Here is a 15,202-nt window from a genome sequence, read left to right as displayed (position 1 = left end):
CGCTACTCATTTATTTATGGCCATATTCTTAAGAAGATTTACAATAATACGTTTGTCTCTCTTGCTTATACGATGGAAAGATTAGATTGTAATGTCATCCTCATAATCGATTTTGGAATGAGTTGTTAGGATGGTTTTTTCTTCATAATACATATCTCCTGTGTCAAACGGGGCGTAGGAGGATATGGTTATAGAAATATACCATGGAAGAGCAGATCTATCAGCTTTTCTGTCTTCCGTTTCTACATCTTTGACCAATGCTGTAAGGGTAGACATATTCTGCGAAGCTTTTATATAAGCACATTAGGAGTTTTTTAGGATTCTTCAATCCTTCGAGATATAAAGAAACAAAAGCTCAAATCCGAAATATAAGCGTAAGGCTTATATCGTAATTGGTTTTTTGTTTCTTTTTTTATCAAGGAGGGTGCCCATGGCTAAAAAAACTAGTAGTACATCAAAAAAAGGAAAGCATATCAGCGCGCAGCTTTTGCTGGTCATCGTGCCGATCATGACCCTGGCTATTGCGATAGTAACTACATTTATCGCTATCAGTGCAAAATCTGTCATTAAGGATCTAGCTACGAAAGCTTTGGCGGAGGAAGCAAGGGCTAATGCTGCTGAAACCAGTGGAGAGGTCCAAAAGATCACATCATATTTTGAAGGCCTTGCACAAACTATTGAATCTACAGACTTTAAAAACGATCAGGAAATAGTGGATATCTATGGCTTTAGTATGTCACAGTTTTCTGAGACTGAGCTTGGATTTTATATTGGATTATCCAATAAAGACTATATAGATGCTTCGGGATGGGTGCCTGAAGATGATTACGATCCTACACAAAGACCATGGTATATAGAAGGCCTTAACTACAGCACAATGACTGTTAATGAGCCTTCAATAGATGCTAACAGTAAGGAAATGGTTGCATCTATCTCAAGAAAGATAACACTTAAAGATGGTAGGAGCGGTGTTATTGCAGCAGACATTGTACTCAATAATATTTCTAAGACAACCAGTGCATTTAAACCTCTTGGCACAGGTGCAACAATGATGTTCTCTGGTACTACTATGGTAGCTTCACCGGCGGAGGACCAGATAGGAAAAGATGTTTCAGATTATCCTGATGATGGATTTATCCAGCAGGTGGCAAGCATTACAAGTTCCGGTGGAACGGATGAGATCATAACAATTCATGGAACAGATGGATATGACTACTATGTTGCATTTGACCAGGTAGAAGGAACAAACTGGTACCTTGTTTCTTTTGTAAAAGTATCTGAGGTTCTGGCATCACTTAATAGATTCATCATGATAAGTATTATTATGGCAGCTGTAATGATCCTTATTATGGCTATCATCATGCTCAATATCATCACAAGAATGATCACTAAGCCAGTAAGCTCACTTACTAACAATATTACAAGGATCGCAGATGGAGACTTTACTGTTGATATCCAAAAAGGCGGAGACAATGTTAACGAGATCGGCCTTATGAACAACAACATGTTCGACTATGTTAACCAGATGCGTGATACCCTCGCAGAGCTTAAGGGAGTTACAGGAAAGCTTGCAACAGAGGCCAATAACAGTAAGAATGCATCCAGTGATCTGAATGCCCAGGCTGATGAACAGAACAAGGCAATGCAGCAGATCCAGGAAGCTATGAATGATATGGCCAATGCTGTTACAGAGCTTGCAGAACAGGCTACTACACTGGCACAGGAAGTTAGTAACCTTACTGATAAGAGTAATCAGACCAAAGAGACTATGAGTAGTCTGGTTACCAAGGCTAGAGATGGTCAAAGAGATATGGAAATAGTTCAAAAAGGAATGTCCAATATCTCATCATCAATGGAAGAAATGAACGAAGTAGTAGTTGTGGTTGGAGAATCTGCTAATAAGATCAATTCTATTATTGAGATGATCAATTCTATTGCATCAGAAACTAATCTTCTTTCTCTCAATGCATCAATTGAAGCTGCAAGAGCTGGAGAAGCCGGTAAAGGATTTGCTGTTGTTGCTTCAGAGATTGGACAGCTTGCAAATAACAGTGCAGATTCGACAACTCAGATCGCCGAGATCATTAAGGATATAACAGCACAGATCCATGATCTTTCAGAAAAGTCCCAGGCCAATATGGAAGAGATCAGTGCAAACCTTGAAGCTGTTAATACAACAGGTGAAACCTTTGAAGAGATATTCAGAAGTCTTGATGAGACCAGTGATATTGTAAGCGAAATGATCGCCAAAGTCGGCAATGTTGATGAGATCGCAACTTCCATGGCAGCTATTTCTGAGGAACAGTCAGCCAGCACGGAGGAAGTAAGTGCTACAGCTACAACACTTGCATCTAGTGCTGAACAGGTTGCAGAAAACTCCAGAGGAGTTGATGGAAGTGCTTCTGCAGTATCCGAGTCTTCTGACAGGATTGAAGGACTTATAAAGCAGTTCAGATTGTAACTTAAAGTAAAGATAAAGCAGCTCTGGCCTAAAACCAAAATGGTCAGAGCTGTTTTTTTATTTTTTAAGCATATGCAGGTAAAGTGTGTTATATTCCCATCTTTGACAGTTTGGAATAACAAAAAGTCTCGTAACCCTCATATATAGAGGCATAGCGAGACTTTTTTCTTCGTTTTAAAGTATAGTAATTTCTATCTTCCTTTACTGTTTTTTTGAATTGTTTTCTTTGACTTTTGGTGATGAACTCAAAGTCTGTTCTGAAACCGCAGGCTTCATGGAGATTATCGGTTAGTTTTGTTCTCTGATATGTTGGTATATAGCCTTGTTCTTTGATTCCTGCAAAGTTCATTTCTTTTAGTGTGCTGAGTATATCATTACAAGTGTATCTGCTATCAATGCGTTTTTCTAAATATCTATAGATGATTAGAGCAAGAAAACAAGTAAGAAAGTGTGCTTTAATCCTAACATCATTCTGAAGAAATACAGGTCTTGCTTCAAAATCTGTTTTCATAATCCTGAAACATTCCTCTATCTCCCAGCGACCTTCACTGACTTTCAATATATCGCTTACAGGATCATCTAGAAGATCTGTTGAAACAGCATACATGCCATCGTAAAGAGATTCCTGTTCAATCTTGTCTGTATCAAGGTAATTATGTATGTTTGCAGCTTCTCCGCTATCGGTTACAGCAATCTTGCCGATAAAACGTGCCGGATCGTTGGGATTTTTCCTGTTCCGTTTTGTTGAACCAGAATCGATAAGTTTCTGCGCACGTTCCACCTGTGACTCACGGATTGCTTTCTGATACTTGGCAAACTTTGGAGAATAGGTGACTATAAGACGTTGATGGAGTTTCTTGGGAGTGTAGGGTTCTTCTTTGTAGTATAAATCAGTATCATCATCAGATAGTTTTGATATATCTACAAGAGTATCGTCTGATAATCTTTTGAAGCCTTCGCCATCTAATGCCCATTTTTTATCTTCAGCGTTAAGCTTCTTGATGGACTGAGTCACGATAAATGCCCGTTCACCCATGTGGTTGTAGTTCCTTATCTTCTCTGAACCAAGCCCTGCATCACTACAATATATGAATTTTTGGCATCCGAATTCAGACAGTACTTTTTCTTCAAGAGGCTTAAGCGAAGTCTGCTCATTGGCATTGCCTGGAAACAACGAAAAAGCTAAAGGAATACCGTCACCGTCCATAAACATACCCATTTGTATGATTGGATTTGGGCGGTGTTCTTTACTCTTGCCATATTTCTTATCGCCGTCTTCCTGCTCAATCTCAAAGTAGTAATTAGTGCAATCGTAGAAGAGGATTTTGTCATTTCTTTTGCCAATAAGATGGCTGTTTTTATAAACCTCGGATTGAATGAATTCACATTCATTTCCAAGAACATCCAATGCGCGGTATATATCATGAAGTTTATATGTTGGCTTTTCTAAGAATTCAGAAGCTACTTTAAATGAAGATCTTTTACTTGATGGTTCAAGAATTCTTGCGAAAATCATGTCCGAAAGAATAGCATTGATATCGTACTTGAACTTATATTTATCTCTAAGTTTTCTGCAGGTTTTATCTAATGCCAGGGAATAGTAAATGTATTGAAGGAATAGGTATCCTCCGCGGTGAAGTACTTGCTGATTATAATCGAGCTGTCTGTTGGCATGGAATGTTATCTGGACAGACTTCGATTGCTGGTCTTCTTTATATTTCAGTGTTTCGAGTCTTGCTTCCTCTTTAGCCCATGCCATAACATCATCTCTTGTTGGCCCGTGTTCTTTTATTAGTTCCTGTAAGGTTCCAAGTTTTCTGATAATCGTAGAAGTGTTGATACCTTTATCATTGATATACCCTTTAGAAATGTAGAATGATTCGGCGTTTTTGGATTTAGATGTTATCACTCTCATATGCAAAACCTCCACACCTTATTATAACACACATTGCGATACATTGCGATAGTATAACACCATAAAATTGACATAAAAAATACAGACCTTAAGCGGTCTGTAAGGTATTATTATTTTATTGAACTGTCAAACTACCGTGTTTTATCGGCAAAAAGAAAAATCCTATTGCGTTTTGAAATATATTAATGTAGAATATACGAGTTATATTCTACTTATACGATATTTGACAAAAGTAATGTTTTAAATAAAGATTTTTAGGAGGCGCAAGCAGACCATGGATGAGAAGAAGATTTTAACTTACGAAGGCCTGAAGAAGTACGAGGACGAGCTCGAAAACCTTAAGGTTGTAAAAAGAAAAGAAGTTGCAGAGAAGATCAAAGAAGCTCGTGAGCAGGGCGACCTTTCTGAGAATGCTGAATATGATGCAGCTAAAGATGAGCAGCGTGATATCGAAGCAAGAATCGAAGAGCTTGAGAAGATCCTTAAGAATGCAGAAGTTGTAGTAGAAGAAGAGGTTGATCTTGATAAGATCTCCATCGGCTGCAAAGTTAAGGTTAAGGACATGGAGCTTGACGAGGAAGTTGTTTATAAGATCGTAGGATCATCAGAGGCAGATTCCCTCAAGGGCAAGATTTCTAACGAGTCTCCTGTAGGTAAGGCTCTTATCGGAGCTAAGAAGAACCAGACTGTTAAGGTTGAGACTCAGGTTGGCGTTCTTAAGTTCAAAGTACTTGAGATCGAGCGCCCTCAGATCGCATAAGGATTAACTTGTATTAGGCCGTGTGCATCGGCTGGTAATTGTGTGTGATTCTTGAACTTTTTTCAGAAGCGCGTATTTGTGCACGTTTCGTGAGAATATGACTCGAAGTAAAAGTCCTGTGTTATGCACAGGACTTTTGTTGCGTAAATGAGCCTGCATGAATTTAATGCAGGCTGATATAAAAAAGATTCTGTAAGTGAGGTAAGAAATGGCAGATAACAATCAGCAGAACAAGGGTGCTGCTCCCGCAGAAGAGCAGGATGTAGGAAGACTTCGTCAGGTAAGACGTGATAAGCTTAAGGAGTTACAGGATGCCGGCAAGGATCCTTTCCAGATAGTAAAATATGATCAGACACATCACACACAGGAAATTCGTGATAACGTAGAAAAGCTTGAGACAGTTCTTGAAGTAGGAGAAGATGGCAAGACTATAACTCCAAGCAGAGAAGATATCCCTGCAGAGAAGATCGTATCCATCGCAGGTCGTATGATGTCCAAGCGTGTAATGGGTAAGGCATCTTTCTGCAATATCCAGGACAGAGACGGACGTATGCAGGTATATGTATCACGTAACGATCTTGGTGATGAAGCATATGCTGAGTTCAAGCGTATGGATATCGGTGATATCGTAGGAATCAAGGGCTTTGTATTTAAGACCAAGACAGGTGAGCTTTCAGTTCACGCTTTTGAGCTTACACTTCTTTCAAAGTCTCTTATGCCGCTTCCTGAGAAGTTCCACGGCCTTACAGATACAGAGACAAGATATAGACAGAGATATGTTGACCTTGTAATGAATGAAGACGTTAAGGAGACATTCAAGAAAAGGTCTGCTATCCTTCGTGAGATCCGTAACTTCTTATCAGGACGTGATTTCATGGAAGTTGAGACACCTATGCTTGTTGAAAATGCAGGTGGTGCTGCAGCAAGACCATTCATCACACACTACAACGCACTCGGAGAAGACAGAAAGCTTCGTATCTCTCTTGAGCTTTACCTTAAGAGACTTATCGTAGGTGGAATGGAAAGAGTATACGAGATCGGTCGTGTATTCCGTAACGAAGGAACAGATCCTCGTCACAATCCTGAGTTCACACTCATGGAGCTCTATCAGGCATACACAGATTATGAAGGAATGATGGAACTTACAGAGTCCATGTTCAGATATCTTGCTGAGACTGTATGTGGTACAACTCAGATCACATATGGTGATAAGGTCATCGACCTTGGTAAGCCTTTCAAGAGACTTACAATGTCTGATGCAGTTAAGGAATATGCAGGCGTTGATTTCGAAACTATCGAGTCTGCAGAAGCTGCAGTAGCACTTGCTAAGGAGAAGGGTCTCGAGATCGAAGCAGGTCACGATACAAAGGGTGATATCCTTAACCTCTTCTTCGAAGAGTTCTGTGAAGACAAGATGATCCAGCCTACATTCATCATGGATCACCCTGTTGAAATCTCACCTCTTACTAAGAGAAAGCCTTCTGATCCTTCAAAGGTAGAGCGTTTTGAGCTTTACATCAACGGATGGGAGATGTGTAACGCATACTCAGAGCTCAACGATCCTATCGATCAGAGAGAGCGTTTCAAGGCACAGGATGCTCTTGCAGCAGCCGGTGATGAGGAAGCTAACCACACAGATGAAGACTTCCTCAATGCTATGGAGATCGGTATGCCTCCTACAGGTGGTATCGGATACGGTATCGACAGACTTTGCATGCTCCTTACTAATGCTCCAAGCATCCGTGACGTACTGCTGTGGCCTGCACTTAAGTCACTTGATCCAAACGCAAGAAAGTCAGCAGAAGCTGAAGAAGAGTCTACAGGATTCTTCACACCTAACAACAAGATTGACTTCTCTAATGTTAAGATTGAGCCTTTATTCGAAGAGAACGTTGACTTCGAGACATTCTCAAAGTCAGACTTCAGAGCAGTTAAGGTTAAGAACTGCGTAGCAGTACCTAAGTCCAAGAAGCTCCTTCAGTTCACACTTGATGATGGAACAGGAACAGACAGAACTATCCTTTCAGGAATTCATGCATTCTATGAACCTGAAGAGCTTGTAGGTAAGACACTTGTAGCTATTACAAATCTTCCTCCAAGAGCTATGATGGGCATTGAATCCTGTGGTATGCTTCTTTCTGCAGTTAACAACAAGAAGGATTCCGAAGAGGAAGAGCTTCACCTTCTCATGGTTGATAACCACATTCCTGCAGGTGCTAAGTTATACTAATTAAAATTTTAATAATACAGGAAAAATTGATGACGCCAGAATCCGTAATAGCGGGTACTGGCGTCATTTTTTGTGCGCAGGACCTGCGAACGAATAGATTTTTCATATTATTTTTTTCCAATTGTAACTTAAACATCCCTGATTGCAACTTAGCACCAAAAGCATTGTAGGTATGATCCTTATGAGATAACCTATGCATATCAGATGACAACGACACAGAAACACATCTCACAAATATAAAAGGAGCATACAAATGAAGACACTTACACTTACCAAAAACAAAAACAGATTTTTCCAGGGAGTTGATTTTCTTAGTTATGGACTTGAGATCTTTGGTTTTATCGGTTGGGAATTATTACTTACCTATGTTATTGAATTCAATATATATAATTGCAGCGATTTCACAAATTATACGGCTCTTCAGACTATTATTCACTGGACTTTAACATGCGCTGTATGGATCTTCGGAATCTGGTACGTAGTAAGAGAAGCTGCTGCAAAGTCAGATGTTGACCTTTATAAGAATTTCAAAGAGAACAGCCTTTTAAAGGGTGCAAAAGAAATGTCAGTTCTTCAGTGGGTGCTTTTAATTACAGGTACAGTTCTCTGCCTTATATCTACATGGATCGACTGGAATGGTAGTAAAGTACTTGCAGAGATTAAGAGTAATGGTTTTCTTTTTCCTGCTCAGTATTTCTATTATTTCGTAGAAGTAGCTATGGTTCTTCTTATTATCGTATTCGGACAGTATGCATTTGAAAAATGGTTCAAAAATGATAAGATTCCATATGGAGGAATTCTGGTAGCACTTACCTGGGGACTTGGCCACTGGCTTACAAAAGGTTCTCTTGGAGTGGGAATCTATACAGCAGTCGGTGGTTTCGTATTTGGAGGCGCATATCTTCTTACAAATAGAAATATCAAGCTTTCATACCTGTTCCTCTGCATTATGTTCATTCTGTAAGGTTATGTAATAAGGGTTATACGCAGAAACAAGGGATTGTTTGATAGGCCTTGTACATCGAAATGCTATTATTTTTGATATGTATCGGGCCTTGTAGGTTAACCTCATGTATGCCTTATAGCTAAAATATGGGGTTGATGATGAAACTTATAAAAACAAAAGAAGAATATTTAGACGAGAACTACCTTGAACTTCACTATGACGAGATCGACGATGAGACAGTCGGCGTACTTGAAAGACTAAGATCTGCACTTAAATACATTGAAGGAACGCTTGATGAAAAAAAGCTGACAGTTCCTATTGCTGACATGTTCTATTTCGAGACTGTAGACAGGAAGACCTTTGGATACACCAGAGACACCTGCATCGAAGTCAAAGAAACGCTTCAGGGAATAATAGATGAGTATACTGATGCCGGGTTCGTTCGCATCAGCAAGTCATCGATAGTAAATCTCTATAAGATAAAAAAGCTTCAGGGTGATCTCAACATGCGAACCCTCATATATCTAAGGAATGACGAGTGCCTTGTGATGAACAGAGGTTACAGGGCGGAATTCTATAAAGCGCTTAATAAGCTTCAGGGCAAAAAACGTAGTAAATAAATGAATCCCATTAAGGTTAATAGCCTCAATACCGAAGGCGTTCTCAATCAGGCTATTTGCATGATTATTGGAACGAAGTGAATAAATATATAGGAAAAAAGATATGAAGATAATAGACAGACATAATTTTATTTCCGTTGTTTGCGTCAGCTTTACGCTGATAGTATGCGGCAAGCTCCTTTATGAAAAGCTGATTGGATTTACTGACAGATTCTATACTGAAAATATATTTACCTGCCTTTTGGTATGTGTGCTGGCAACTTTTATCTTGTCACTTCACTACTATCTTCAGCGATTTCCTTTTATTCCTGTAGTGATAGGTCAGTATGTATTTTTGATCGGAGTGATATTTGTTACTATATGGTTTGCTTCAAAATTCACAGACATGGCCCCATCTGCTTACAAGGATATGTTCATTTCAGTAACTATCCCATACGTAATCGGGGCAGCTGCCTACTATATATGTTATTTTCTTGAGATCAAAAAGGCGAATGAGTTTTTCTCAAAGCTTTAACACTAATTTTTCTTGAGACTTTTTGTAAAAAGTATTTCTCTATATACAGTATGGGTTAGCTGATCACGTGATATAATATTTGCATGTGTATTACGTGAATTATGTGACTTATATGAATCAGTAGATAAGAGGAATAATATATGGAGAATAATAGAGATAACGTCATTATAAGAACCAGTATCATCGGCATCATCGCAAATGTATTCCTTGCATCCTTCAAGGCTTTTGTAGGCGTAGTGTCCAATTCTATAGCAGTAACATTGGATGCGGTTAATAACCTTTCAGATGCCTTATCTTCAATAATTACTATCGTAGGAACCAAGCTTGCAGGTAAGCTTCCCAACAAAAAACATCCCTTTGGATATGGCAGGATCGAGTACCTAAGCGCTATGATCGTTTCGGGAATCGTTCTTTATGCAGGTCTTACTTCCCTTGTGGAATCTGTGAAAAAGATAATAAGTCCGGAAAAAGCTGATTACAGCGCAGTATCACTTGTGATCATCGTATCGGCAATTGTTGTAAAGCTTATCCTTGGAAAATACGTTAGAACTCAGGGAGAGAAGGTTAATTCAGGATCTCTTATAGCATCAGGTAAGGATGCTTCCTTTGATGCACTTCTGTCAACATCTGTACTTGCCAGCGCTGTGATATTTCTTTTGACAGGATTATCCCTGGAAGCATATGTAGGTGCACTCATATCAGTGATCATCATCAAGTCCGGTATAGAAATGATGAGAGATACTGTAGATGAGATCCTTGGCGAAAGAGCTGATAAAGAAACAACCAGGAAAATTAAAGCTCTGATAAAAGAAGAGCCTGAAGTAAGAGGTGCATATGACCTTATAATGTACAACTACGGCCCTGACAAGAATTATGCTTCTGTTCATATTGAAGTTCCGGATACAATGACTGTAGACAAGCTTGATAAGCTTACAAGGCGTATTGAAAAAAGAGTTATGGAAGAATCCGGTGTTGCTCTTGTAGGAGTGGGAGTATACTCCTACAATACCGGTGATAATGATATAGCAAGATTGCAAAATGCTGTTTCCAAAGTAGTATTATCCCATGAATGGGCTGTTTCCATGCACGGTTTCTATGCAGATCTTGATGCCAAAGAGATACGATTTGATGTAGTCATTAGCTTTGATATAGGTCAGGCTGAAGCTATGAGTATCCTCAATAAAGACCTTAAGGACGCATTCCCTGAATATAAATTCATGTTTTCACCGGATGTAGATGTATCAGACTGATATAAAAGAAGCCTTTACAACATGCTCCAAGTAGTGGTGCCTGTTATAAAGTAAACTTTTGTGTAACGTAGGTGAAAACCCACAGGCTTGCCCATTGGTACAGTCAGAGCAGGATATTAGAAGTCTGTAACTAAGCATCCTTTATAGCTTTATTTATAGTATTAAGAACAACCTTTTTGTTGGCGGACCATAAGGGCGCGATAAGCAGCCTTTTTGGTCCGTCTCCTGTTATACGATGAACCACAATTTCCGGAGGCAGAAGTTTCAAACATTTGATCACTATATCGCAATACTCTTCAAGAGTAAAAATATGAAATGAAGTCTCTTCAAACTCTTTTGCAAGATCAGTACCTTTTAGAACATGAAGAAGCTGAAGCTTGATTCCGTCAAGAGAAGGAGTTAGGCCTGCAAGATACCTGACAGAAGAGAGCATATCTTCTTCACTTTCACCGGGAAGCCCTAATATTACATGAACGATAACGACAAAGTCTCTTTCTTTTAACCTTCTATATGCATCTTCGAATACAGGCAGCTTGTATCCCCGCCTAAAGTGACGAGCACTTTCTTCATTAACAGTCTGTAGCCCAAGCTCGATCCAGATATCCTTCCCATACTCATCTCGCAGCGATTCAAGCATTGAAAGTATCTCATCAGGAAGACAATCTGGCCTTGTTCCGATAGATAGCGCAACAATCTCAGGGTGCGAAAGCGCCTGTCTGTATATCCTCTCCAGAATTTTGGAATCTCCATAAGTATTGGTAAATGACTGGAAATAAGCAATATACTTGTGATCCTGCCCCTTAAGCTTCGAGGCAACTTTCTCTTTAGCAGATTCAATCTGCATATCAATGTTTTCTTCGATAGTGATGGCATTACCATCAGCATCTTTAGTCAGGAAAAAAGAAGCAAAGTCTCCCGAACCGCCTTCAGAACAGAAAGTGCAACCACCAGTTCCTATATTTCCGTCCCGGTTTGGGCAGGTGCATCCTGACTGAAGCGAAAGCTTATAAACCTTGCAACCATATGTTTTTTTCAGATATTCAGATAAAGTGTTTATTTTCATAGGTTAATTATACTTCAAAAATAGTGAATGGTTTTGCGAAAGTCAGGGAGATAAAAAATATCCCTTGCCGAATCTATTTCCTATGAGGTAAGGGATATTTTTTACAGACTTCCCACTTGGACGGCAAAGTATTTGGTGATACTGAACCATCCAAGTGGGAAGTTATTTATTATTGCCCGTCCTTACGCCATTCTTCATGCCAATCTCCTCATTTCAAGAATTGCATATTTTGTCTTTAAAGGATATACTATAGCGTGATATATAATCGATAATTATAAGATGCGGACATTATAATTATAAACCGCATCACCACAGGTCCAGGCGCATCATTCGCGCTGTGAGGCCGGAAAGAAGGTAAAATGTACACAAAGATCGGTAGTAACGAACCCTGCTGGTGTGGCAGCGGCAAAAAGTACAAAAAGTGCCACGAGCAGTTTGATGAGCGCATTATCGGGTTTGAACTTAAAGGGCATGAAGTTCCACCCCGCAGGATCATCAAGACCAAAGAACAGGTAGAAGGAATCAAGGAAAGCGCCAAGATCAACATAGCTTGTCTTGACCGCGTAGCTAAAGAGATTCATGCAGGCATGTCAACTGAAGAGATAGATCATATAGTAGCAGAGACAACAAGGGCAATGGGCGGCATCCCGGCGCCACTTAACTACGAAGGATTCCCAAAGAGTGTATGTACCTCTATCAATGATCAGGTATGTCACGGAATCCCATCCCCTGATGATATATTAAAAGATGGTGATATCATCAATGTAGACTGCTCTACAATCTACAACGGATATTTCTCCGATTCATCACGAATGTTCCTCATAGGAGACGTATCTCCCGAGATGAGAAAGCTTGTAGAAGTTACCAAGGAATGTGTAGAGATCGGTATCAAGATGGTTAAGCCATGGACTTTCATGGGAGATATGGGCCATGCTATACACCAGCATGCGCTTGATAACGGATATACAGTTGTAAGAGAGATAGGCGGTCACGGCTGCGGCGTAGAGTTCCACGAAGATCCATTCGTAAGCTTTGTATCAAGGCCGGGAACAGAGATGCTCATGGTACCCGGTATGACTTTTACCATAGAGCCTATGGTCAATATGGGAACAGACCGTATCTTCGTAGACGAAGAGAACGACTGGACTATCTATACCAATGACCACAAGCCGTCTGCGCAGTGGGAAGTTCAGGTACTCGTAACGGAAGACGGCTGCGAAGTTTTGACATACTAAGACAAGGCTAATAGCAGACTATATAATCCGGGAAAAGATCTATTAAAACCTGATCATTCCCAGATACAAAGGCATTTAAAGAAAATCATAAAGATATGAAATAAAGGAGTTTTACATGCAAAACAAAGGCAAATATTATCTCACTACGGCTATTGCCTATACATCAGGTAAGCCTCATATAGGTAACACATATGAAGCAATCCTTGCTGATGCTATCGTTCGTTATAAGAGAGCTGACGGCTATGATGTTCACTTCCAGACAGGTTCTGATGAACACGGCCAGAAGATCGAGTCAAGAGCTATTGAAGCAGGGTGCGATAGCCCTAAGGAATTTGTAGATCAGGTATCCGGAGTTATCAAGGATATCTGGAACAAGGTTGGAACATCTTATGACCGTTTCATCCGTACTACTGATGAGGATCATGTTAAGCAGGTTCAGAAGATCTTTAAGAGATTCTATGATCAGGGCGATATCTACAAGGGTTCATACAAAGGAAAATACTGTACAGAGTGTGAAGCTTTCTATACAGACTCTCAGCTCAAGGACGGCAAGTGTCCTGTATGCGGCGGCGATGTTCATGATTCAGAAGAAGAAGCTTATTTCTTCAAGATGAGCAACTATACTCAGAGACTCATTGACTATATCAACGAGCATCCTGAGTTCATCCAGCCTGAGTCCCGTAAGAACGAGATGATGAATAATTTCCTCCTTCCGGGTGTTCAGGATCTGTGCGTATCCAGAACAAGCTTTAAGTGGGGAATCCCGGTAGACTTTGATGACAAGCACGTAGTATACGTATGGCTTGATGCTCTTGCTAACTATATCACAGGTATCGGTTATGACTGTGATGGTAACAGCACAGAAGAGTTCAAGAAATACTGGCCTGCGGACCTTCACCTTATAGGTAAGGATATCTTAAGATTCCATACAATTTACTGGCCTATATTCCTTATGGCTCTTGATCTTCCTCTTCCTAAGCAGATCTTCGGTCATCCATGGCTCCTGCAGGGCGGCGAGAAGATGAGTAAGTCCAAGGGTAACGTTATCTATGCTGATGATCTTGTAGATCTCTTTGGTGTTGATGCGGTTCGTTATTTCGTACTTCACGAGATGCCTTTTGATAACGATGGAACTATCACATGGGAACTTATGGTTGAGCGTTTCAACTCTGATCTTGCCAATACTCTTGGTAACCTTGTAAGCCGTACGATCGCTATGAGCAACAAGTACTTTGACGGCGTGGTAGAAGATAAGGGCGTAGCAGAAGCTGTTGACGAAGACCTTAAGAGCGTTGTTACAGGTACATACAAAGTAGTAGAAGAGAAGATGGATGAGCTTAGAGTAGCTGATTCTCTTACAGAGATCTTCAACCTCTTCAAGAGATGCAATAAGTATATCGATGAGACAGAGCCGTGGGTACTTGCCAAGGATGATTCCAAGAAGGACCGCCTTGCAACAGTTCTTTATAACCTTACAGAATCCATCATGATCGGTGTATCACTTCTTGCTCCGTTCATGCCAGAAACAGCTGAGCAGACAGCTAAGAACTTTAATACACAGCTTAGAGGATTTGACAGCCTTTCTACATTTGGTTCATATCCTAATGGAAACAAGGTTTCAGCTGAGCCTGTAATGCTCTTTGCAAGAAAAGATCTTGAGACAGTCCTTAAGCAGACTGCCCAGATCACCGAGAAGCAGAAAGCAGAGTTTTTTGAAAGTCAGGAGACAGCTGCCAATAACCTTGAAAAGGCAGGAAGAGTTCAGGATGCTGAAAAGATCCGCGACAATCTTAAGAAGCTTCGCGGTGACGATGGATCATCTGATGAAGAAGCTATCGACATCGAGCCTAAAGCTGAAATAGAGTACAACGACTTTGCAGCAATGCAGTTCCAGGTAGGCGAAGTTATCAAGTGTGAAGCTGTACCGAAGTCCAAAAAGCTTCTTTGCTCACAGGTCAAGGTTGGGTCTAAGACTCTTCAGATCGTATCAGGAATTCATAAGTATTATGAGCCTGAAGATATGGTTGGCAAGAAGGTTATGGTTCTTGTAAACCTTAAGCCTGCTAAGCTTGCAGGAGTTACTTCTGAAGGAATGCTTCTGTGCGCAGAGGATGCTGATGGCAATCTCTCACTCATGGTTCCTGAGAAGAAGATGCCTTCTGGAGCAGAGATCTGCTAATATAATACGGCTTTGAGCCTTAGGGGAGG

11 protein-coding genes and 1 pseudogene are annotated in these 15,202 nt (G+C 40.3%); 9 read left to right on the top strand and 3 right to left on the bottom strand.

Annotation, left to right across the window (positions count from 1 at the left end; all coding sequences use genetic code 11):
* Positions 1–81: 81 nt before the first annotated feature.
* Positions 82–276, bottom strand: coding sequence for a hypothetical protein (locus I7804_RS02210; protein ID WP_248404723.1), 195 nt, complete (start codon positions 274–276; stop codon positions 82–84).
* A gap of 154 nt (positions 277–430) precedes the next feature.
* On the opposite strand from I7804_RS02210, the gene I7804_RS02205 reads away from it, so the two are divergent.
* Positions 431–2,461, top strand: a complete 2,031-nt coding sequence (locus I7804_RS02205; protein ID WP_248404721.1) for a methyl-accepting chemotaxis protein — start codon at positions 431–433, stop codon at positions 2,459–2,461.
* 191 nt (positions 2,462–2,652) lie between these two features.
* Here the strand turns inward: I7804_RS02205 and I7804_RS02200 are convergent.
* Positions 2,653–4,376: pseudogene (locus I7804_RS02200) on the bottom strand (IS1634 family transposase).
* A 274-nt stretch (positions 4,377–4,650) separates the two neighbouring features.
* Here I7804_RS02200 and greA point away from each other — a divergent pair.
* From greA to I7804_RS02170, 6 genes are all read left to right on the top strand, one after another.
* Positions 4,651–5,136: a transcription elongation factor GreA gene (greA, locus tag I7804_RS02195; protein WP_022753833.1), complete on the top strand. Its 486-nt coding sequence runs from the start codon at positions 4,651–4,653 to the stop codon at positions 5,134–5,136.
* A gap of 208 nt (positions 5,137–5,344) precedes the next feature.
* Positions 5,345–7,366 carry a lysine--tRNA ligase gene (gene lysS / locus I7804_RS02190; RefSeq protein WP_248404717.1) on the top strand — a complete coding sequence of 674 codons (2,022 nt, stop codon included), beginning with the start codon at positions 5,345–5,347 and terminating at the stop codon, positions 7,364–7,366.
* A 253-nt stretch (positions 7,367–7,619) separates the two neighbouring features.
* Complete coding sequence (locus tag I7804_RS02185; RefSeq protein WP_248404715.1) at positions 7,620–8,330, top strand: hypothetical protein; 711 nt, start codon at positions 7,620–7,622, stop codon at positions 8,328–8,330.
* A 140-nt stretch (positions 8,331–8,470) separates the two neighbouring features.
* On the top strand, positions 8,471–8,932 hold the full coding sequence (locus I7804_RS02180) for a LytTR family DNA-binding domain-containing protein (protein WP_248404713.1): 462 nt from the start codon (positions 8,471–8,473) through the stop codon (positions 8,930–8,932).
* Between the two features lie 103 nt (positions 8,933–9,035).
* A complete protein-coding gene (locus tag I7804_RS02175) occupies positions 9,036–9,446 on the top strand; it encodes a DUF6608 family protein (RefSeq protein ID WP_248404711.1) in 411 nt (136 codons plus the stop codon).
* 140 nt (positions 9,447–9,586) lie between these two features.
* Positions 9,587–10,696: a cation diffusion facilitator family transporter gene (locus I7804_RS02170; RefSeq protein WP_027218893.1), complete on the top strand. Its 1,110-nt coding sequence runs from the start codon at positions 9,587–9,589 to the stop codon at positions 10,694–10,696.
* A 130-nt stretch (positions 10,697–10,826) separates the two neighbouring features.
* On the opposite strand, the gene I7804_RS02165 is transcribed toward I7804_RS02170, so the two are convergent.
* A complete protein-coding gene (locus tag I7804_RS02165; protein ID WP_248404709.1) occupies positions 10,827–11,759 on the bottom strand; it encodes a TIGR01212 family radical SAM protein in 933 nt (310 codons plus the stop codon).
* 359 nt (positions 11,760–12,118) lie between these two features.
* Here I7804_RS02165 and I7804_RS02160 point away from each other — a divergent pair, with 359 nt between their 5' ends.
* Positions 12,119–12,994 (top strand): methionyl aminopeptidase, encoded by an 876-nt coding sequence (locus tag I7804_RS02160; protein WP_022753826.1) that lies wholly within the window; start codon positions 12,119–12,121, stop codon positions 12,992–12,994.
* A gap of 115 nt (positions 12,995–13,109) precedes the next feature.
* Positions 13,110–15,173 (top strand): methionine--tRNA ligase, encoded by a 2,064-nt coding sequence (metG, locus tag I7804_RS02155; RefSeq protein WP_027204340.1) that lies wholly within the window; start codon positions 13,110–13,112, stop codon positions 15,171–15,173.
* Positions 15,174–15,202: the final 29 nt, after the last annotated feature.

Source organism: Butyrivibrio fibrisolvens, from assembly GCF_023206215.1.
Classification (GTDB): Bacteria; Bacillota; Clostridia; order Lachnospirales; family Lachnospiraceae; genus Butyrivibrio; species Butyrivibrio fibrisolvens_C.
The sequence above is the reverse complement of the archived record's forward strand: the minus strand, read 5'-3'. Positions and strand labels throughout refer to the sequence as shown.

Bases quoted from the DNA above. Each gene is read 5' to 3' on its own strand.
- I7804_RS02210 (WP_248404723.1), bottom strand. From the start codon at position 276: ATGTCTACCCTTACAGCATTGGTCAAAGATGTAGAAACGGAAGACAGA.
- I7804_RS02205 (WP_248404721.1), top strand. From the start codon at position 431: ATGGCTAAAAAAACTAGTAGTACATCAAAAAAAGGAAAGCATATCAGC.
- greA (WP_022753833.1), top strand. From the start codon at position 4,651: ATGGATGAGAAGAAGATTTTAACTTACGAAGGCCTGAAGAAGTACGAG.
- lysS (WP_248404717.1), top strand. From the start codon at position 5,345: ATGGCAGATAACAATCAGCAGAACAAGGGTGCTGCTCCCGCAGAAGAG.
- I7804_RS02185 (WP_248404715.1), top strand. From the start codon at position 7,620: ATGAAGACACTTACACTTACCAAAAACAAAAACAGATTTTTCCAGGGA.
- I7804_RS02180 (WP_248404713.1), top strand. From the start codon at position 8,471: ATGAAACTTATAAAAACAAAAGAAGAATATTTAGACGAGAACTACCTT.
- I7804_RS02175 (WP_248404711.1), top strand. From the start codon at position 9,036: ATGAAGATAATAGACAGACATAATTTTATTTCCGTTGTTTGCGTCAGC.
- I7804_RS02170 (WP_027218893.1), top strand. From the start codon at position 9,587: ATGGAGAATAATAGAGATAACGTCATTATAAGAACCAGTATCATCGGC.
- I7804_RS02165 (WP_248404709.1), bottom strand. From the start codon at position 11,759: ATGAAAATAAACACTTTATCTGAATATCTGAAAAAAACATATGGTTGC.
- I7804_RS02160 (WP_022753826.1), top strand. From the start codon at position 12,119: ATGTACACAAAGATCGGTAGTAACGAACCCTGCTGGTGTGGCAGCGGC.
- metG (WP_027204340.1), top strand. From the start codon at position 13,110: ATGCAAAACAAAGGCAAATATTATCTCACTACGGCTATTGCCTATACA.